Source organism: Gluconobacter sp. NFX36, from assembly GCF_049887835.1.
Classification (GTDB): Bacteria; Pseudomonadota; Alphaproteobacteria; order Acetobacterales; family Acetobacteraceae; genus Gluconobacter; species Gluconobacter japonicus_A.
Genome location: NZ_JAGEKJ010000001.1, coordinates 146,805 through 166,881 on the forward strand (window position 1 = coordinate 146,805; position 20,077 = coordinate 166,881).

19 protein-coding genes are annotated in these 20,077 nt (G+C 57.6%); 8 read left to right on the forward strand and 11 right to left on the reverse strand.

Annotation, left to right across the window (positions count from 1 at the left end):
• Nucleotides 1–12 precede the first annotated feature (12 nt).
• From J4P41_RS00700 to J4P41_RS00715, 4 genes are all read right to left on the reverse strand, one after another.
• The gene (locus J4P41_RS00700) at nucleotides 13–1,467 is read right to left on the reverse strand and encodes a chloride channel protein (protein WP_194257368.1); all 1,455 of its coding nucleotides are present in this window, start codon (nucleotides 1,465–1,467) and stop codon (nucleotides 13–15) included.
• 154 nt (nucleotides 1,468–1,621) lie between these two features.
• A complete protein-coding gene (locus tag J4P41_RS00705) occupies nucleotides 1,622–2,983 on the reverse strand; it encodes an L-serine ammonia-lyase (RefSeq protein ID WP_426065762.1) in 1,362 nt (453 codons plus the stop codon).
• An 18-nt stretch (nucleotides 2,984–3,001) separates the two neighbouring features.
• Complete coding sequence (locus tag J4P41_RS00710; RefSeq protein ID WP_426065763.1) at nucleotides 3,002–3,895, reverse strand: cation diffusion facilitator family transporter; 894 nt, start codon at nucleotides 3,893–3,895, stop codon at nucleotides 3,002–3,004.
• Between the two features lie 8 nt (nucleotides 3,896–3,903).
• Nucleotides 3,904–4,953 (reverse strand): cation diffusion facilitator family transporter, encoded by a 1,050-nt coding sequence (locus J4P41_RS00715; protein ID WP_426065764.1) that lies wholly within the window; start codon nucleotides 4,951–4,953, stop codon nucleotides 3,904–3,906.
• Between the two features lie 220 nt (nucleotides 4,954–5,173).
• Here J4P41_RS00715 and J4P41_RS00720 point away from each other — a divergent pair, with 220 nt between their 5' ends.
• Entirely contained in the window at nucleotides 5,174–5,755 is a 582-nt protein-coding gene (locus J4P41_RS00720; RefSeq protein ID WP_426065765.1) for a DUF805 domain-containing protein, read from the forward strand.
• Nucleotides 5,756–5,757: 2 nt separating this feature from the next.
• Here the strand turns inward: J4P41_RS00720 and J4P41_RS00725 are convergent, their stop codons facing one another.
• Genes J4P41_RS00725 through J4P41_RS00735 form a run of 3 tightly spaced genes read right to left on the reverse strand, consistent with a single transcriptional unit; the run spans nucleotide 5,758 to nucleotide 8,344 of the window.
• Nucleotides 5,758–6,558, reverse strand: coding sequence for an ABC transporter permease (locus J4P41_RS00725; RefSeq protein ID WP_426065766.1), 801 nt, complete (start codon nucleotides 6,556–6,558; stop codon nucleotides 5,758–5,760).
• Complete coding sequence (locus J4P41_RS00730; protein ID WP_426065767.1) at nucleotides 6,555–7,379, reverse strand: ABC transporter permease; 825 nt, start codon at nucleotides 7,377–7,379, stop codon at nucleotides 6,555–6,557. Before J4P41_RS00730 ends, J4P41_RS00725 begins: the two co-directional genes overlap by 4 nt.
• Nucleotides 7,376–8,344 (reverse strand): ABC transporter ATP-binding protein, encoded by a 969-nt coding sequence (locus J4P41_RS00735; protein WP_426065768.1) that lies wholly within the window; start codon nucleotides 8,342–8,344, stop codon nucleotides 7,376–7,378. Before J4P41_RS00735 ends, J4P41_RS00730 begins: the two co-directional genes overlap by 4 nt.
• A gap of 167 nt (nucleotides 8,345–8,511) precedes the next feature.
• On the opposite strand from J4P41_RS00735, the gene J4P41_RS00740 reads away from it, so the two are divergent.
• Entirely contained in the window at nucleotides 8,512–9,093 is a 582-nt protein-coding gene (locus tag J4P41_RS00740) for a DJ-1/PfpI family protein (protein ID WP_426065769.1), read from the forward strand.
• Between the two features lie 75 nt (nucleotides 9,094–9,168).
• On the opposite strand, the gene J4P41_RS00745 is transcribed toward J4P41_RS00740, so the two are convergent.
• The gene (locus J4P41_RS00745) at nucleotides 9,169–10,281 is read right to left on the reverse strand and encodes a hypothetical protein (RefSeq protein WP_426065770.1); all 1,113 of its coding nucleotides are present in this window, start codon (nucleotides 10,279–10,281) and stop codon (nucleotides 9,169–9,171) included.
• Between the two features lie 45 nt (nucleotides 10,282–10,326).
• Here J4P41_RS00745 and J4P41_RS00750 point away from each other — a divergent pair, with 45 nt between their 5' ends.
• The 3 genes from J4P41_RS00750 (at nucleotide 10,327) to J4P41_RS00760 (ending at nucleotide 13,988) form a co-directional block, all read left to right on the forward strand.
• Nucleotides 10,327–11,679, forward strand: coding sequence for a lipopolysaccharide biosynthesis protein (locus J4P41_RS00750; RefSeq protein WP_426065771.1), 1,353 nt, complete (start codon nucleotides 10,327–10,329; stop codon nucleotides 11,677–11,679).
• Nucleotides 11,680–11,766: 87 nt separating this feature from the next.
• Nucleotides 11,767–12,384 (forward strand): TIGR00645 family protein, encoded by a 618-nt coding sequence (locus tag J4P41_RS00755; RefSeq protein WP_062017526.1) that lies wholly within the window; start codon nucleotides 11,767–11,769, stop codon nucleotides 12,382–12,384.
• Entirely contained in the window at nucleotides 12,381–13,988 is a 1,608-nt protein-coding gene (locus tag J4P41_RS00760; RefSeq protein WP_426065772.1) for an NAD(P)/FAD-dependent oxidoreductase, read from the forward strand. Before J4P41_RS00755 ends, J4P41_RS00760 begins: the two co-directional genes overlap by 4 nt.
• Here J4P41_RS00760 and J4P41_RS00765 read toward each other — a convergent pair.
• Nucleotides 13,985–15,271, reverse strand: a complete 1,287-nt coding sequence (locus tag J4P41_RS00765; RefSeq protein WP_023944853.1) for an MFS transporter — start codon at nucleotides 15,269–15,271, stop codon at nucleotides 13,985–13,987. The genes J4P41_RS00760 and J4P41_RS00765 overlap by 4 nt on opposite strands.
• Before the next feature lie 229 nt (nucleotides 15,272–15,500).
• Here J4P41_RS00765 and J4P41_RS00770 point away from each other — a divergent pair, with 229 nt between their 5' ends.
• Complete coding sequence (locus tag J4P41_RS00770) at nucleotides 15,501–16,496, forward strand: EAL domain-containing protein (RefSeq protein WP_426065773.1); 996 nt, start codon at nucleotides 15,501–15,503, stop codon at nucleotides 16,494–16,496.
• 51 nt (nucleotides 16,497–16,547) lie between these two features.
• Here J4P41_RS00770 and J4P41_RS00775 read toward each other — a convergent pair whose 3' ends face one another.
• Together J4P41_RS00775 and J4P41_RS00780 are read right to left on the reverse strand one after the other, a co-directional pair.
• Nucleotides 16,548–16,907: a YidB family protein gene (locus J4P41_RS00775; RefSeq protein ID WP_010500982.1), complete on the reverse strand. Its 360-nt coding sequence runs from the start codon at nucleotides 16,905–16,907 to the stop codon at nucleotides 16,548–16,550.
• A 132-nt stretch (nucleotides 16,908–17,039) separates the two neighbouring features.
• Nucleotides 17,040–17,744, reverse strand: a complete 705-nt coding sequence (locus J4P41_RS00780) for a pirin family protein (RefSeq protein ID WP_426065774.1) — start codon at nucleotides 17,742–17,744, stop codon at nucleotides 17,040–17,042.
• Between the two features lie 111 nt (nucleotides 17,745–17,855).
• Here J4P41_RS00780 and J4P41_RS00785 point away from each other — a divergent pair, with 111 nt between their 5' ends.
• A complete protein-coding gene (locus J4P41_RS00785) occupies nucleotides 17,856–18,809 on the forward strand; it encodes a LysR substrate-binding domain-containing protein (RefSeq protein WP_426065775.1) in 954 nt (317 codons plus the stop codon).
• A complete protein-coding gene (gene hemA / locus J4P41_RS00790) occupies nucleotides 18,806–20,017 on the forward strand; it encodes a 5-aminolevulinate synthase (protein WP_010500986.1) in 1,212 nt (403 codons plus the stop codon). The genes J4P41_RS00785 and hemA overlap by 4 nt, the downstream gene beginning before the upstream one ends.
• Nucleotides 20,018–20,077: the final 60 nt, after the last annotated feature.

The window sequence follows — 20,077 nt, forward strand, 5'->3', positions numbered from 1 at the left end:
AACAGGCTTGATTCAGGGCGCTTTTTTAGCGTCCTGAACAGGGGTGGACTGAATATCAGATTGAGGCGGTGGACGACTGGCGCGCTCATTGGCTTCCATAAAGCGATCCGCCAGCGCGGTATAAAGTGGGCGGGGGCACACCATTCGCGAGACGCCAAAGGCCAGGAATGATGTGGCTAGAAGCGCCAGCGTCACCTGCTGGTTGTCACACATTTCCATGACAATAATTGTTGCCGTCAGCGGGGACTGCGCCACCCCACAGAAATAGGCGACCGTGCCAAGAAGCACGACAGCGCCCGGTGTTGTGTGAGGCAGGAACTGCTCGATCCAGCCCCCGATGGCGGCACCAATGGCCAGCGAAGGCGCAAACATTCCGCCCGGAATGCCGGAGCAGTAAGACACCAGCATCGCCAGATATTTCAGCAGGAAGAACGATGCTGGATAATGCTCTGTTCCCGCGAAAATGGCGCGGGCCTGTGCGTAGCCGGTACCGTAAGTCGTGCCTTTGGAAATCAGGCCGATGATGGCAAGAACCAGCCCGCAGGCGGCGGCGAACGCAATCGGGCGTTGTCCGGCAAAGCGTCCGACCGGGCCGGGGAGGCCGCGGGAGGCTTTAATAACAAGCGCCGCAAAGGTGCCGCCGGCCAGACCGCCAAGGATGCCGCAGGTCAGTACGGCAATCCAGGCCGTGCCAACGGGAATATCCACATCCGCATGGCCGAAATAGGTGTAATTCCCCAGCAGGGCGATGGCCGTGACACCGGAGACGACCACGACCGTCAGCGTACGGCCGGAGGTGCGTTGTTCAAAAGAGTGAGAGAGTTCTTCAATCGCGAAGACGATCCCGGCCAGAGGCGTATTGAACGCTGCGGCCATACCGGCCGCGCCTCCCGCAAGGATCATACTGCGTTTGGCCGCGATATTGGACTGTCCGAGCAGACGGGAGAAACCGTGCATGACGGACGCCCCAACCTGCACGCTTGGGCCTTCACGGCCAATCGACGCCCCGCAGATCAGACCCAGGCAGGTGAGCAGGATTTTGCCGACTGAAATCTTGAGAGACAGAACACGGTCCACAACCGTGTAATTGTCGATGTGGAGGGTCGCAATTGTTTGCGGAATGCCTGACCCTTGTGCACCTTTGAAGATCGTACGGGTCATCCACGTGATGAAGGCCAGACCAGCAGGAGCAATGAGCAGCATGGCCCATGGGTGCCAGGCGATAATTCTGGATCGCAGATCGGCTGCGGCATCACCCATATGCGCAAACAGAACAGCAATGACGCCGACGAGAACCGCACCGATCCAGTAGATGGCTGTGCGGCGCCACTGTGTCGTAGTGGCGCGCGCAGACCGGCGCAGATGATGGATGCGGTCTTTGCGGCGGAGGGCGTGCTTTGAGGACAAATGCCCGGCGGGTATTTGCTTAGGTGCGGAGTCGGGAATTTGGGGCGAAGTATCGGCCAATGGAAGACGTCCGGGAAGGAGTGTCGGGCAAGGGAAGATACGCCCGGTTCAGACCCGCGCGTTACAGTCCCGGTCCTGCCAGTCTTCTTCGCGTCGGGTCAAGCAGTCTGAACCGATCAAGTGTAAAATCAGTGAAATAACTGAAAAACCGGGCTCAACATTCGGGAAAACTGACAGCCAGACCACCCAGAGATGTTTCCTTGTAACGGTGGTTCATGTCCGCACCGGTCTCCCGCATCGTCCGGATGACCTGATCCAGAGAAACATGGTGTACCCCATCCCCCCGCATCGCGAGAGATGCTGCGTTGATGGCCTTGATCGCGCCAAAAGCATTTCGTTCGATACAAGGAATCTGCACCAAACCACCGACGGGATCACAGGTCATGCCCAGATGATGTTCCATGCCGATCTCTGCTGCATTTTCTACTTGGTCCGGAGTGGCGCCTAATGCCGCTGCAAGTCCAGCCGCCGCCATGGAACATGCAACGCCCACTTCGCCCTGACATCCGACTTCCGCACCGGAAATGGAGGCATTGCGCTTGAACAGGGCACCGATGGCAGTGGCCGTGAGAAGAAACTCCCGCATTCCCTCGCGAGAGGCTCCGGGGCAGAAATCTCGATAATAGCGCAGAACCGCAGGGATGACGCCGGAGGCACCATTGGTCGGAGCTGTCACGACGCGACCGCCTGCAGCATTTTCTTCATTCACGGCAATGGCGAAGAGACTGACCCAATCCATGATCTCGTGCGGTGCACGCTGGTTCCAGCGAACACCATTTTCCAGCTTTCGGAAAAGGGCCGGAGCGCGACGTTTGACATGGAGTTTGCCGGGAAGGACGCCATCTTCCTTCAGCCCGCGGTCAATGCAGTCCATCATCGTATCGAGAATACGATCAATATAGGCTGTGACGTCCTGATCGGCCCGCAACGTTGCTTCATTGGCCCGGATAAGACCGGCAATGCCCAGCCCCGTCCCTCGACAGTCTTCCAGCAGTTTGCGCCCGGAGGTCACATCATAGGGGACGCTGACGGGAGGAATAACTTTCGTAGCCGGAGAGGTATCTTCCGGCACAATAAAGCCACCACCGATGGAGCAATATCGCTCGCAGGAGATAACGGTGTCCGTATCATCGAAAGCTTCGAATTGCAGAGTGTTCGGATGAACCGGGGGAACGGTTTCATAATCGAACACGACATCTGATGCCGGGTCGAAAGGGATTGTGTGTCCATTCACGGTCAGGCGCTTGGTGGACTGGATCGTTTCAATGACGTGGCGTGCGTGATCCGGTGCAATGTCGTCTGGCAACCAGCCTTCGAGACCCAGAAGTACGGCGGTATCTGTTGCATGACCAGCACCTGTCCAGGCGAGGGAGCCATACAGTGTGACCTGAATGCGGGACACGGGCGTATCTGCGAGCAGGTTCTGCACAAAGGCCAGCCCGGCTCGCATGGGACCAACCGTATGGGACGAGGACGGGCCGAGCCCGATACGGAACAGGTCAAAAAGGCTGATCATATCAGAAAGCTCCGACGCTCAGGACAGCACCAGAACGCCGGAATGTTTGGCTTTGTCTGCGGGTTCGACGTGAATGTGAATGGAAGCGCGTCCGAGTTCTTCACGCAGGGCCGCTTCAATGCTGTCGCAGATTTCATGGGCGTCATGAACACTCATTTCGCTGGGGACCACGAGGTGAAATTCCACGAAATGCAGGACGCCAACCTTGCGCATGCGCAGGTCATGCGCTTCCAACGCTCCTGTTCCGCTGACGGAGATAATGCTTTTGACGGTCTCGACCGTGTCAGCGCCCGGCGTTTCATCCATCAGGCCGGACATTGAAATGCTCATCATCGAGAAACCGGCACGAAGCACGTTCAGAGCCACCAGCGCTGACAGTACAGCATCCAGACGGTCCCATTTCACCAGCGGAATCAGCGACACACCAATAACAAGAGCGACCGTTGCCCAAACATCGGACTGGACATGCTCACCCGCCGCCAGGAGGGCCTGCGAGGAATTTTTTCGGCCAAAACCGATGAGAATGCGGGCCCAGACCAGATTGACGATTCCGGCCAATGCGTTCAGCGCAACACCCTGAAATAGCGCATGAACCGGCGTGGGGTGCATCCAGTCGTGTACGGCAATTACCAGGATGCCAAGTGCGGTCAGAACAACCAGAACACCCTCAATGACAGCAGACAGATATTCTGCCTTGCCGTGGCCATAGGGATGATTGTCGTCTGCGGGGAGTGCCGCGATGGACAGAGCCCAGAGTGTTCCTGCAGCAGCAATGACGTTCAGGATCGTTTCAATGGCATCTGACAGCAGGGCCTCGGAACCGGAAACCCAGAATGCTGCGTATTTGATGGCCAGAACCACCACGCTCACCCCGATGGAAGCGCGGGCAATCTTGATACGGGTCGAAGGCATGAAGGTCCTTAACAGCAGGCCTGTTGAAGATCGCAGGACACTGGAGGGCTCTCGATCTGGAACGTGGGATGGGAGATACCAAACTTCTCCCGCAAAATCACGCTTGCCTGTGTGATGATCTGTTCAGACGTCTGGGACGCAGCCTCTTCACGCAGAAGATGCACGGTCAGGGCCGTCTCCGTGGTGCTCATGGGCCAGATGTGCAGATGGTGCAGCCCGCAGACACCCGGGATAGCAAGCAGGGCATTTTGAACCTCTTCGGGCGTAATGCCTGCTGGCACACCATCCAGAGACAGGGAGACTGCGCCTTTGAGCAGAGACCACGTTGCCATGATGATGGACGCGGAAACGACCAAACTGACGATCGGGTCAATGATCTGGAAGCCCGTCCAGACAATCAGCAGCCCCGCAATAACCACGGCGAAGGACATCATGGCATCCGAAGCCATATGGAGGAAGGCCCCGCGGATATTGAGATCATTGGAGGCGCCCTTCATGAAAAGAAGCGCCGTAACGGCATTGACCGCAATTCCTACAAGCGCCACCCAACTGACGGTCATGCCTTCAACCGGCCCGTGAACAAAAAGCCTGACAACAGATTCCCAGATGATCCCGCCTGTCACCAGAAGCAGGATCGTTGCGTTTGCCAAGGCGGCTAGAATGGTTGATCGGCGGAGGCCATAGGTAAAGCGGGTCGTCGGTGCACGTCGGGCCAGACTTTCCGCGAGCCAGGCTGCTCCCAGACCCAGAATATCGGACAGGTTGTGTCCGGCGTCTGCTAACAGAGACAGGGAATGCGCCCAGACACCCCATAGCGCTTCGGCAATGACATAAACCGTGTTCAGGGCGATCCCGATGGCGAATGCCCGGCCGAAGCTTGCGGGGGCATGAACATGCTGATGCCCGAACCCGAAGCCGTGGTTATGTCCATCACAGGATCCATGATCATGGTCGTGTCCGTCATGGCTATGCTCATGTGTGTGCTCGTGCCCGTGTGAGTGATCGTGGGCATGATCTGCATGGTCATGCGAACAGGCGTGATGGGATTCTGTGGTCATGTCCGGGCAGGTCTGTGGCTGATCCGAAGATCATACTGCATGTCCATGCTTCAACCCAAGCAATGATCTGGCAACGGTGCGAGAGGCGTTGAGTGACCTTCTGTCGGGCAGGGCGGCGGCTGTCTCGGATCATCATGACTGGACACGAATGTGTCGTTCCGTAACACATGGATTGTCACACCCTGCATGTCCGCAGAGGGGACTTGCACGGAGAGTGTTCATGAAGGGTACCGTCCTCGGTTTCGATAATCTGACAGGTGAAGGTGTGATCCTGAATGATCAGGACGTTCGGTACTCATTTTCAAAGATAAACTGGCGGGACACTCTGGCGCCTGAGAAGGGGCAGCGCGTTGATTTCGAGCCCTGGGGCACAATGGCCAATAACGTGTTTCTGGATGTTCACGCAGGGCAGTTCGCACCCGCAGCGGATATGTCTTTCAAAGAGGCCATTCAGGCCTGCTTCCGTCGGGTGACGGATTTTCAGGGGCGTTCCCGGAGGAAGGAATATTGGTACTTCAGGATCTTCGGAATTGTCTGTTCCGGCTTGTTTTCTCTGATTTCCGGTGACTTGAGGTACAGCAGCGGGATTAGTGTCGGCCTGCTGGAGATCGCGATTTCCCTCGCGTGGCTTTATCTGTTTGTCGTGGATCTCAGCGTGTCGGTCAGACGGCTGCATGACATCAATCGTTCAGGCTGGTGGACGCTGCTGTACCTTACAGTCATCGGAACAATCCCCCTGCTGATCATGATGTGTTTCGATACCAATCCGCGTATCAACAAATGGGGCTATCCCGCCAAATAGTCTCAACTCCCGCTGGACACATATCCCGCGACCCCCCGCCGCCACCACAGCATCATGAGGGCAAGAAAAACGAAGCCCATAGCGGGGGACAGCAGACCGAACCAGAGCGGCATCCCCAGCGGATCGGGATGGTTCAGCATCGCGAGGGCCGGGTAGTAGCAAACGGCAGAGAGCGGAAGGGCCCATGTCAGGAAACGCCGCAGCCAGCGGGCGAACATGGTAATCGGGTACTGTCCGGCTTCCACGCCGCCATAGGTCAGCACGTTTACAACCTCCAGCCCTTCTACTGTGATGAAACACAGCGCGGCCTGCCCGATCAGGATACCGAGAAACATCACAGCTCCGCCTGCCACGGCCCAGGGCAGAAGCCAGACTGTATTCCACGACACATGAGGCGAGAGCCAGAAACCTGCCCTCAAAACGAACGCACCTTGCAGAAAACGACCGATCGGCCGGAGGCGCAGTTCATGCCCGAGCAGAAGAACCAACGTTGAGCGGGGACGCAACAGCAGCCGGTCAAACGAGCCGGTCTTGACGTATTCGCTGCCGAACACATCAAAGCCACGACCAAGCGTTTCGGCCACTGAAAAAGAGACGTTCACCAGCCCATAAAGAACGGCGACCGCCCCAATATCCCAGCCCGCAATACTGCCAAAACGGTGGAACAGGCTCCAGATGCCGAAGAAGCTCAGCAGCGTCGTGACGAAATTGCCGACAAGCTGAAGGGCGAAGGTTCCGGGATAGCGAAGCTGTGCCTTGATCGAGGCACCAGCCATCCGGCGATAGAGCGTAAAGGCATTCATGCGCCCTGAACCTCCATCCTCGACACGGTGCGATTCATCCAGAATCGCCCGATCATCGTCAGTGCCAGGATCCAGAAACACTGGATTCCCAGAGCGGCCACAACGCCCCCCAGAATGGGCATCCCCATGTAAAGCCGGATCGGAATATCCGAAATACCTGCGAAGGGCTGGAGCAGCAGCAGTTCGCGCGCCCAGTCCGGATAGAGCGGCAGCGGTAGCAACATGCCGGACATCAGAACAGCCAGAGGCGTTCCCACGGCATAGGTGCCAAGGGGCGACAGGGTGCGAGCGGCGATGATGTTCCACCACATCACGATGCTGGCTGAAATGAAGGCCCCCAGCACAAAGGATATCAGTGCCAGAAGGGCGGCTTCAAAAGACTCAGGAGGTGCGAGGCTCCACCCGTTCAGGCCAACGAGTGCGGCCAGCGGGCCCGCCACGACCGCCAGAAGGACGGCGCGGGGAATCGCATTGCCCAAGAGGCGGGCAAGGGAAGAGGAGAGCCACCAGTTCCACAGATCCACCGGGCGCAGCAGATCATAGACAATCGCTCCACTCTTTGCAGCTTCGCCAATCGCGGGCAGGCAGCCAAGTGGGAGCAGCGTGAAAAATGACTGCTGAATCCAGGTGTAGGTCATGGCCTGACGCAGCGTCATCGGCGCATTCACGTCCGGTGCATGGTGATACACGGCGGCATAGGCCATCAGCGAGATCGCCCCGAACCACATCTGCGCAACCAGCCCCGCCAGAACGGCGAGGCGATACCGCAGCCCAATTTTCCATTGCAGGACGAAAGACGTCACATACGGGCGGATCGTCACGAGGCATGATCCGCGTAGAAGCGTGTGATGATCTCCTCAATCGCCGGGCGGCCGATCCGCAGATCTCCCAGATCCGGGAATGTGGAGAGGTGCGCAACAAGAGCAGGAGCGGGGAGGCGTTGCGGATCAAACGTGATGGTCACGCTGCGTGTTCCGCGCTCGGTTTCCACTGCGCCGTCTGGCAGAAACAGTTCCGGCGGAGGGCCCGTGAAATCCGCTTCCAGAATACGCTCGGACAGTGTTGTCGCTTGAAGCGCCTCAAACGGGCTGTCTGCCAGAATACGGCCATGCCCAATGACGATAACCCGGTCTGCCAAGGCTTCAATGTCGTGCATGTCATGGGTGGTGAGCAGAACCGTCGTGCCCCGTTCCCGCCGCAAGTCCCGCACAAAAGCACGGACTGCCAGTTTGGATGGTGCATCCAGCCCAATCGTCGGTTCGTCAAGAATGACCACATCCGGATCATGGATCAGAGCCGCAGCGATCTCAGCTCGCATCCGCTGCCCCAGTGACAACTGCCGGACGGACTGATCCATGATTCCATTCAGGTCCAGTGCCTCCGCCAGACGGTCCCGGTTTCGCCTGAACCGCTCCGGCTCCACACTGTAAATATCGCGCAGAAGTGCCAGCCCTTCCGCAACGGACAGATCCCACCACAACTGTGTCCGCTGGCCGAACACAACGCCGATGCGCGCCACATGGGCAATGCGGTTTTCCCAAGGGACCAAATCCCCAATGCGTACCGTACCGGATGTTGGGCGCAGAATACCGGACAGAATCTTGATGGCCGTGGATTTCCCCGCGCCGTTCGGACCGATGAACCCCGCAATTTCGCCAGCCGGAACCGTGAAGGAAATGCCGTCCAGCGCCGTGATTTCACGCGTCTTTCCACGCCAGCTTCCGCCATCGCGGACTTGATACGTCTTGCGGAGGTCCCGAACCTCGATCACGGCGGCAGTCTTCATGGATGAACGCGGTCCCTGACAGGCAATATCACTAACAGTTCTGAGGCAGCTTTGCCTCTCCGGCAAGTGGGTGGCAGGACTGTGTGTCGTTACCTAATTACCCATAGTCCTTCGGCATACGGTAAGAGGGACGCTGTCTTTTGAACCCTAACCGCCAGGATGATCTCATGGCCAGTAAACGTATTCTCATGCTCGCAGGCGATTTCGTTGAAGATTACGAAATCATGGTGCCCTTTCAAATGCTGCTGATGGTTGGACACAAGGTGGACGTGGTGTCACCGGGCAAGAAGGCTGGAGAGCAGGTGGCGACGGCCATCCACGATTTCGAAGGCCATCAGACCTACACCGAAAAGCGCGGTCACAACTTTACGCTCAACGCCACCTATGCGGGCACGAGAGCGGAGGATTACGATGCGCTGGTCATTCCGGGCGGTCGTGCGCCTGAACAACTCGGCACTGATGAGAGCGTGCTGGATCTGATCCGGGCTTTCGTGACGGCTGACAAGCCAATTGCCGCTGTCTGTCACGGCCCGCAGCTTCTCGCCGCGGCCAATGTCATTTCCGGTCGCAAGGTTTCTGCTTATCCGGCCTGTCGTGCTGAAATGATCCTGGCAGGTGCAGACTATCAGACGATTGCGATTGATGGTGCTGTGACGGACGGCAAGCTGGTGACAGCCCCTGCTTGGCCAGCGCACCCGGCTTGGATTGGCCAGTTCCTGAAGGTTCTGGGCACGAAGATCGAAATCTGATTTTTACCCGACCAGGTTGTCCGCCGCGAAAGGCTGCTTTCTCCCCGAATGGGAGATGTTACTCGCGGCGGATTTTCATGACCGGATGAAATCAAGAATCGCATCCGCGCCCCGTCGTGCAGCGCCTGGTGAACGATTTCCCAGAGAACGGCTCGCCATCTCCACCTGTCGATCGCGATAGATGGCGTGGCGTGCGGGGGCGGCGTGGATGATGGCCATCAGATCCTTCGGATCATCCACCACGTCTCCAAGGTGCCAGTGGGCGAAGTCGGGATTGTTGCGCCAGTCGATTCCGTGAGCGTTCAAGAAGACGCAGGGGCGGGGCGTGATAAGGAATTCATAGACCTGACTGCTGACGTCCCCGACATAAATGTCGGCGGCGGAAGTATAAGTCATATCAACGCAGCGATCCGAGCCGGTATCAATCAGAATACCGGGCGTGGTGCGTGTATTCCACCGCTTGCGTACCGCATGACTGCGGCGACGGAACATCTTGGTGTGCGGCGCCACGATCAGATTGAATGTGGATTGTCTTCCAAACAGTTCAAGCATTGGTTCAATGAATCGCCCCCATGATGACAGACCACGCGCTTTATGCGCGTTGTAGAGGACTGTTGGTCGAGGAATGCTGAAAAGAGGGCCATCCGCACGATGTAGCATCGCGCAGGTTTCGAGCTTCACAGACCCGATGACTGTGTGATTGTCTGGCTGGATCAGGCCGCTTTTCAGCATCCGTCGTGCGGATTTTTCGCCTGGAAGCAAAACGTAATCGAAAGCCCGCACTTCGTCTGTGAAACCGCGCGCGCGATCACCGCAGCCATGGGGGCCGTAGATCAGGCGGGGGTGCGTAATTCCCAGCGATCGGGCAGACGCCACAGTATCCTCGACCGTGACAATTGCGTCATAATGATTAAGTTCCGCCACATTGTCACGCAGGACCAGATTTTTGAACATGCCCAAAGACCGGATCGACTGCATCAGGGTCGTGAATTTGGATCGATGTAGTGGGAGACAGGGCGCTGCAGGAGCCCCCGCGGCCAGACGCACACGCTCAAGGTGGTGAGGCGTTTCCGGATCGTTGTAATAATTCGTAATATCTATACCATGACGGGTCGCCAGTTCCAAAGCGATTGTCGCCCCGTGATAGCACTGGTAGGCTTCGGCAATGTATAGGAATGCAATTTTCATAATGTCAGCAGCTATAATTTTCTTCTGTAATGAAAAACAGCATCCTTGACTGCTCTGTTACATAACAAAGGATTACTGAGGCGCGCGCTAGCGAATGTCGCATGGCTTTTGGCGGGCAAGGGTCTTGGTGCGGTGCTTAGTCTTATTTACTTGGGACTCGCCGTCCGAACCCTCGGTGCCGAAGGTTTTGGTCAGTTCACGCTGGTCTTCGGAACTGCGCAGACAATCGCCGCTGTTGTCAGTTTTCAGACCTGGCAGATCGTCATCCGTTATGGCGTACATCACGTCTCCGCCGGCAATGAAGGAGCGCTGGCCAGACTGGCGGGTTTCTGTATCGGCCTCGACATTACCGAAGCCATCGCAGGCTGTCTGATCGCATGGGGCGGTGTGACGCTGCTTGCCCCTCTGCTGGGTTGGTCAAGCGGATTATCTCATGCGGCGCTCGCCTTCTGTTTCGTCCTGCTGTTGTCTGTGCGCTCTACGGCCGTTGGCCTTCTGCGTCTGCATGATCGTTTTGGTGTGGGAGCAATGGCGGATGCGGTGACACCTGTGGTGCGCTTCATAGGGGCACTGGTGGTGGTGGCTCGTGGAGCCACGGTGACGGGCTTTCTTCTGGCCTGGGCGGTGGCGGATATCGTGACGGCGCTGGCTTACTGGATCTGTGTCGTACGGGTTGCTCCCCGGTCCCTGGCTCTTGCTGATCTGCGTCAAGGCTGGCGTGCACCTGCTGAAAACCCTGGTATCTGGCGATTTACATGGATGGTGAATCTGGGTTCGGTCATGGGTACGGGGTGTAATAATCTGGTTGTGCTGGTGGTCGGCATAGCAACGGGTGCAGTCGATGCGGGCCAATATCGGCTGGCCTATCAGCTCAGTCAGGCCTTGGCCCGGGTATCCGAGATGTTTTCCCGCGCTGTTCTGCCAGAACTCGCGCGCGCGCATGCCGGTCAGGACCGGGATAATGTGCGAATGCTGTTGCACCGGACGACGCGGCTGGCCTTGGGGGCAGGCGTTGCGATTGCGCTTGTGCTCGGAACGCTGGGCAGGCCGGTTCTGCGTTTGGTGGCCGGGCAGAGCTATCTGGACGCCTACCCTATGCTGCTAGTGCTGGGTATCGCCGCGTCTCTGGATCTGATTGGTGTGAGCTTTGAGCCGGCGCTGATCGCGACGGGGCATGCGGGTCGTGCATTTCAGGTTCGGGTGGTCAGAACGCTTGCGTTGATGGCAGGGCTGGGATTGCTGATGCCGGATCTGGGGGCTATGGGGGCTGCATTGGGCATGCTTGTGTCTTCGGCTTTAGGGCTGGCGCTGTCTGCCTTTACGGTGTGGTGGTCTGTAGCGCGGCGCGAGCAGATCTCTTCGTCCTCAGCGGCGCCGGGGCCAAGGTCTGGACCATAGCATTAAGCTTCTGGCCTTCCTGTTAAAAAGAGTCCTCGCAGCAAAGAGGCATTGGCGGACCGGGGCGCAAAATCGTAGAGAGGGAGCATGACGACTCCTTCTTCTCCGCAGGGCCAGCAGCCCGGCAACAAACCTCTGTCTTCCAGACGCACGGAACACGTCATGGAGCGTGCGTTTTTCGCGACGCGCTGGATTGCGGCACCGTTGTATTTCGGTCTGACGATCGGCTTGCTTCTGGTGGCGTTCAAGTTCTTCCAGCAACTCATTGGGCTGGTCCTGAAAGCCACAGGGCTGGATTTTGATGACGTGTTTGTTGGGGTGCTGGATCTGATCGATCTGGTCCTGCTGGCCAATCTGCTGCTGATCGTCATGTTCTCAGGATACGAAAACTTCGTCTCCCGTCTCGATATCCGCCAGCATGAGGACTACCCGTCCTGGATCGGGCATGTGACGTTCGGGGACATCAAGATCAAGCTCATGGCGTCCATCGTCGCCATGTCTGCCATCCATGTTCTGGCTGATTTCATTCGTGTGGATGAGACATCCACGCGTGCTCTGGAATGGAGCGTCGGGATTCATCTGGCCTTTGTTGTGTCCGGTGTTCTGATGGCCGTCATGGATCGCATCATGGAAGGCTCGCCGGATACGCATCACGCTGACCCGCAGCCAGAAACCGCCCAGAATAAAGAAAAGCACGACGCATGATCCGCCTGACAGAACTGCGCCTGCCGCTGGAGCACCCGGAAGGTGCACTCCGGGAGGCAGTCCTGACGCGTCTGAACATTCCGTCTGACGCCCTTAAAGACTTCAAAATCGCCCGTCGCGGCTATGACGCCCGCAAGCGCGGCCATATCGTTCTGGTATACAGCATCGACTGTAATATTACGGATGAAGCGGCTGTTCTGGCTGCTCATGAGGGCGACCAGCACGTCCGTCCAACGCCAGATACAACCTATCATCTGCCCAAGGCGACTTTGCCAGAAGGCATGCCCCGCCCTGTTGTGGTTGGGGCTGGCCCATGCGGAATCATGGCGGCTCTGACCCTGGCACAGGCTGGTCTCAAGCCAATCATCATCGAACGCGGCAAGGATGTCCGTTCCCGGACGGTGGATACGTTCGCCCTTTGGCGCAAATCTGTTTTGACGCCCGAGAGCAACGTGCAGTTCGGTGAAGGTGGGGCAGGAACGTTCTCGGACGGCAAGCTCTATTCCGGTGTGTCCGATCCACGGAATCTTGGACGTCGCGTTATCGAGGAGTTCGTTCGGGCTGGAGCGCCAGAAGAGATCCTCTACGTGTCCAAGCCCCATATTGGCACTTTTCGTCTCGTCTCGATGGTCATGTTCATTCGTGAAGAAATCGAGCGTCTGGGCGGGGAATACCGCTTCGAAACCCGTGTCGAGGGTTTTGACATGGAAGGCGAGGGCACGGAGCGTCGTCTGCGCGGGCTTCACCTTTCAACGGGAGAAACTCGCCCAGCCGAGCGTGTCATTCTCGCAGTTGGACACTCAGCACGCGATACGTTCGAAATGCTGCGTCAGGCCGATGTCGCCATGGATGCCAAGCCCTTCTCCATTGGGGTTCGGATCGAGCATCCACAGTCCGTTATTGATACCGCCCGCTTTGGTTCCGATGCGGGGAATGAGATCCTTGGTGCTGCGGATTACAAGCTGGTGCATCATGCCTCCAACGGGCGCTCGGTCTATTCGTTCTGCATGTGCCCCGGTGGGCAGGTTGTCGCGGCAACGTCTGAAATCGGACAGGTCGTGACCAATGGCATGAGCCAGTATTCCCGCGCGGAGCGGAATGCGAACAGCGGCATTGTCGTGGAAGTCACGCCTGAAAAGGACTTCCCGGATGATGTTCTGGGCGGCGTCGCATTTCAGCGGAAATGGGAAAAGGCAGCGTTTGTGGCAGGTGGCAGCGATTATCGCGCTCCTGCCCAGCGGGTTGGAGATTTTCTGGCGGGGCGACCCTCCACCACGCTGGGCGATGTGGTGCCGTCCTATCAGCCGGGCGTGACCCCAACCGATCTGACGCTGTGTCTGCCAGATTTCGTCTGCGAGGCCATTCGTGAAGCCCTGCCGCGTTTCGAGCGCAAGCTGAAGGGCTTCTCAATGGAAGACGCGGTCATGACGGGTGTTGAAACCCGTACTTCGTCTCCCATCCGCCTTCAGCGAGACAGGGACGGACAAAGCCCAACCCTGCGTGGTCTGTTCCCGGCCGGCGAGGGGGCTGGTTATGCTGGCGGGATTCTGTCCGCCGGGATTGATGGCATCCGTACGGCGGAGTGGCTGGCAGCGTCTCTTTAAGACGCTGCCTCTTCATCGCCTTCCATAGTTTCGCCTGGAAGGTTCTTCGGTTGAAGCAGGGCGATACCCGCTGTCACGGCACTTGATCCCACCACAAATGCTTCAGCCGTCAGAGGCAGGGTAATTGGCGTCCGTCCGATGCCCGGAATGATCCATCCGGCAATGCCTTGTCCGATGGAGCCAAGAGCATAACCCAGGCCCATCCCGAAACTGCGTGTTTCGGACGGGAAGCACTTGGCCAGATAATGCGGCACGAGCGCAAAAATCCCGGAAGCGGCAGCACCCATGATAAAGGCAGCCGTCAGCAGCATGTTCCACGACGGAGCACTCAGGAACGGCCAGATTGTCAGCACGACAATGGCAATCGCACCCAGCATGACTTTCAGATCACCGAAGCGTTCTGCCAGCCATCCGCAGAGGATTTTTCCGCTGAAAGACCCGATGCAGTAAAGCGTGATCGGGATGAAAACGTCCTGTGGTGTCAGATGATGGGACCCGCGCAGGATGGTAGGATAAAATGTATAAATGGCCGCTTTCTGGAACTCCAGAAAGCCCATGAAGGCAATGGCCTGAATGGCCGCGCCATCCAGACGAAACCGGACCCTTGGTACAGGCTGCGTTGGCGTTCGCGCCTGTCCTGCCGCGCGCTCCGCGCGATTGCGAAGCCAGACCGGACTTTCTTTCACGCCGAGCCGAATGAAGATCGCCAGAAGGGCCGGGGCCAATCCGATGAAAAACAGCATCCGCCAGCCATAATGCGGCAGGATCAATGCCTGCGCTCCGGCAGCAGCAAAATAACCGACTTCATAGCCGGACATCATGAGCGCGGACGCCATGGGTCGCGTCCATGCTGGAACGCTTTCCATCAGAAGGGCTGCGGAGGCTGTCCATTCGCCACCAAAGCCGATCCCAAACAGGAATTGCACAATGCCAAGCATTAGCAATCCATGAGACAGGCCCGTCATGGCGGAAAATACGCCAAACCAGACGACACCCAGCATGAACGCCAGACGGCGCCCGTAGCGATCCGCCAGCCAGCCCCAGCTTGTATTGCCAATGGCGCGGCCAATGGATTGGGCCGTCAGAATCATGCCCAGAGCGCTGATGGTGCATCCGAATTCATGGGCGATGTCTGGCAGTGTGAACATCAGGGACGTCTGGTCAAAGGCGTCCAGAAACCATCCCAGAAAAGAGGCGAACGTGACTTGCCAATAGGGGAGGAGGGCCTTGAGAGAACTGCGGGAAGACGTGTTCGGGGCGGAGCGGGAAGAGGCGTCCGTCATCAACAATGTCCTGACAGGCAGATTGAACCTGCACGCTTGATGGAAGTGGCACGGAAAATCCGCAGGGATAAATCGGTAGCAGATTCGTCCTGATTGCGCGAACGAAGAATGAGCCCCTACAGTTCCAGCAGGATTCACTGAAATCACACGGCAAAGTGAGGAGAAAACGCAGGCTGTTAAGGGAAAATTAGGGGTCTGACGTCATTTTCCTGTCTGGATAGAACAGGAGATGTCCGAATTGGATGACATGGGACAGGAGGTCAGTTACGGGACGGCGGCGCCTCGTGCTCTGGAAGGGGCAAAAGAAACCGGTAGGAACGGACTGCAAAGCGGTAGCCCTGTAGGGGCTGTCCCCCCGCCAAGTGCTGGAATGTTTGCTACGACCTTGCGCAGTCGCCGGGCCCGTCAAAAAAGTGCGCTTCCTCCGTTAAGGTGGCTTCCCAGACTTGCCAGTGCACGTGGGGGAATGGAAAAGCTGATTGGCGCGCAGGTGGACATGAGCCAGTTGTGGCTGGCTATTCCCCGAAGGACAGTGCGTCGCAGTCGTCGAAAGTCACTGGATCAGCAGCAGCGGGAGTTCGACCTTGAACTCCTTCAGACCGCTTGTGCCCAGGCCGCGACATGGCCCGACGACATGCGACTGATGGTCTCTCTTGAAGACGATCAGGCGCCGGATGTTGCTTTCAACAAGCGGTTGAATGACGTTCTGGACCAGACGGGTTTCCCTGTTTCCCGTCTGGATCTGGTTTTTCAGGAAAGCGGTATTGCCCAGAGCGAGCGGGAAGTATGCTGTACGCTTGCGTCACTTCGGGACCGAGGGGTGCAGATCTTCACCAATGGCTTTGGGATTGCCCCCTCCAGCCTGACACTCCTGCGAGACCGGGCCATCAGTGGTCTTCTGGATGGGGTGCAGTTTGATACGTCTGTTCTGTCAGCGTCTACGCTCTCATGGTCTGTGAAGGGGGATGTGCCGGAACTGGACGAGGGAGCTGTTGCGTTTTTCCGCGCTGCCTTGGACGCAGTGAGAACCCTTGACCTGCATGTTCGCGCCACAGGCGTCGATACACCAGCACAACTGGATTTCGTGCAGAAAAACGGTTGTGTAGAGGCCTCAGGCCTAGCTCTTCTACCCGCAGAAACGACTGCGCAGATTGCAGAGCGTTTTGCCGGAACAGAAGGGCGTACCCGCCGCCGTCGGATGAGTCGGACGGCAGAAGGGTTATGACGGGCAGTGTCAGCAGAATGTCTTACCCTGCTGACACGAAATGCACTTGCGTCAGATTTTGCACTGATACTGAAACAGACGTTCAGGGTCGACGCGCAGGAGATTGCCCAGCATGGGAAGGACTTCCGTCAGGGCATCCTCAATTGCTTCAAGGGACTGTCCAGTCTGGTCAGCAATGTACTTCAGGTGCTTCTCGCCCATCAGGACTTCAACTTCCTGCGGTGTGAGGGGATTGGCTTCAGTGTTGTGGATTTCACTGACCCGTGTTGCCAGATGACAGTCATCACGCATCAAACGGATGGTGACTTCCGTTAGGCCCGACCTGTCCATACTGGCATTGCTGAGCCAGTCGCCGAAGCGGACGAACAGGGAGGTTTCTTTTTCGCCTTTGGTTTTAACGGTGGTGGTCATGACCTGTACTCCTCAACAAGGGAGGGACTGGCCGCATCCTGAGGGACTTGGCCCTGCACCGACAACGCATGAAGTCTGGTTCAGTCGCACGGGGCGGAAACACCTTCGCGTGATGTTTCCGCCCTTTTTGCGTCAGTTCAGAGGGCCGCTTTCGACCAGAACAATTTCGGCATCGTCTTTGGCCGTAATAACAATGCGTTCCACATCGGTCAGGGCTGCGCCATCCCGTGTTGCGACAGTCTGACCGTCAATCTCCAGACTGCCGGTTGCTGGCACAAGATAAGAAAAATTCTGCCGCCGCGTCTCGAACGTCACTGTTTCGCCTGCTTTCAGAGTAGCACCAAGGACGCGGGCTTCGGCCCGGATCGGTAGCGCGTCGTCGTCCTTGAAACCGGATGCGAGCGTGACGAACCGTCCGTTACGTGCGTCTTTCGGGAAGGGTCTTGTTCCCCAGCCTGGCGTTCCTCCTGGTTCATTGGGAATGATCCAGATCTGGAACAGCGTGGTGTCCTCGGTTTCCTTGTTGAACTCCGCATGGGTGATCCCGCTGCCTGCGGACATGACCTGAACGTCGCCAGCTTCTGTGCGCCCTTTGTTTCCCAGGCTGTCTTCGTGGGAAATAGCGCCCGTGCGGACATAGGTGATGATTTCCATGTCCTTGTGAGGATGGGCACCAAAGCCGGTGCCACCCTCGATCCGGTCGTCGTTCCACACACGCAGGCGCCCCCAGTGCATGCGGTGACGATCCATGTAGCCAGCGAATGAGAAGTGGTGTCGGGCATCCAGCCAGCCATGGTTGGCATGTCCAAGCGAAGAAAAGGGTCTGATGTCGAGCATGATGTGCTCCTGTTGGTTTGTTCTGACTTCCAACATGGGGCTCGGACAAGGTAAAGAAAATGGAACTGATGGAAATGTAAAGTTTCCAGAAACGTCATAAAAAGGCTTCTGATGCTGCCTGATCTCGAAGGCTGGGCTGTTTTTGCGCGAGTTGCGGAAAGCGGTTCGTTTGCGTCCGCCGCACGATCACTGGGACTATCGGCCCCAACAGTCTCCAAAGTCATTGCCCGGCTGGAGCATCGTCTGAAAACAACGCTCTTTCAACGGAGCGCACGCCATCTCTCCCTGACGGCAGCAGGTATCGCCTGTCTGGAGCGGGCAAGGCGAATGCTTTCGGATGGGGAGTGGCTGGAGGCCGAACTGCGGGAGGGATCAGTCAGCCCGCGTGGAACAATCCGGCTGGCAGTTCCAATGGGGTTCGGGCTGGATATTCTGGGGCCGGTTCTGCCTGCCTTTCTGGAAAAATATCCGGATATTTCGATGGAAATTGATCTGGATGACCGGACCGTAGATCTGCTCGGCGGACGGTTTGAAGCAGCAGTTCGAATTACGCCGGGTGAATTGCCGCCCGCGTCCAGCGGTGGGGCGCATCTCCTGTGTCGATCCATGGTGAGGTTCGTGTGTTCACCCGACTTGAAAGCGAGTCTTGGCCCTCTGGAGACTCCGGAAGATCTCTCTGGCAAATCTGGTCTGCTGTACGCGAATACCGACCTGCCGGATCTGTTGAGACTGACTCATCACGACGGGAAACAGGCATCCGTTCGACTGCGCGGCAGGATGACCGTCAATAATGGTGACATGCTGCTTCCGGCACTGAGAAACGGCACAGGACTGGCACTTTTGCCAGATTTCATGCTGCGAAAAGATCTTGAAACAGGCCGACTGGTCGAAGTTTTGCCCGGGTGGCAGGGCAATGTCCTGTCGGTTTGGTTCATGGTCGTCGGGTGTGGTGCGACACGCCTGCAGATGCCAGCCAGACTGCGTGTTCTCTTGGCTTATCTGGAGCGGACACTTGGCGGAAAGATGTCACAGGATTACAGTGCCGCGCAGGAGAAAACGCGATGAATTATGATGCGATGTTCCAGTCCGCCCTGGACGGTCTGCGTGCTGATGGCAGCTACCGTTACTTTGCGGAACTTGAACGCCGATCCGGCAATTTTCCGAAAGCCTATCATCATGGGCTCGGTCGTGATGTCACAGTGTGGTGTTCCAACGATTATCTCGGCATGGGACAGCACCCGGAAGTTCTCAAAGCGATGCATGATGCCCTTGATGAGACGGGCGCAGGCGCAGGTGGAACACGCAATATTTCCGGTACGAACCACTATCATGTGGAACTGGAAAAAGAGCTGGCGTCCCTGCACGGCAAGGAAAGCGCGCTGCTGTTCAACTCGGGCTATCTGTCCAACTGGGTCACGCTGGGAACGATTGCAGGCCGTCTGCGGAACTGTGTGGTTCTGTCGGACGAGTTGAACCATGCATCCATGATTGAAGGCATCCGTCATTCCCGCGCTGAAAAGCAGATTTTTCGTCACAACGATGTTGAAGATCTGGAGCGTCGTCTGAAGGAGCTCCCGGCGGATGTTCCGAAGATCATCGCGTTCGAGTCCGTCTATTCCATGGATGGCGACATTGCTCCGATCGAGGCCTTCTGTGATCTGGCCGATAAGTATGGCGCCATGACCTATCTCGATGAGGTCCATGCCGTGGGCATGTATGGCGATCACGGTGCGGGCGTGGCTGAAAAGCTGGGCCTGTCCCATCGTCTGACGGTCATCGAAGGGACGCTTGGCAAGGGGTATGGCGTTGTGGGTGGCTATATTGCTGCCTCCGCGCCACTCTGCGATTTTGTGCGTTCCTTCGGCTCAGGCTTCATTTTCTCCACGGCTCTGCCGCCAATGATTGCGGCTGGTGCGCTGGCGAGTGTGCGGTATCTCAAGCGCAGCAGTGCCGAGCGTGAGGGGCAGCAGCGCGCCGTGGCCTATCTGCGTGCGGCGCTCGACAAGGCTGGCATCCCGCATGTTGGTAATCCGAGCCATATCGTGCCGATTATGGTGGGCGAGGCCGAACTTTGTCGTGACCTGTCAGACGAGTTGCTGAACCGGTTTGGTCACTACATCCAGCCGATCAACTTCCCGACCGTACCGCGCGGAACGGAGCGTCTGCGTCTGACGCCGACGCCGCTTCATACCAATGAAGCGATTGATGAGCTGGTTGAAGCCGTCTCCACGCTGTGGCGTGAGCGTCAGCTTAAACGCTCTGTCGCTGCGTAAGCGGGCGATTCAGCCTAAAAGAAAAAAGGCAGCCACATCGGGCTGCCTTTTTTGTGCATG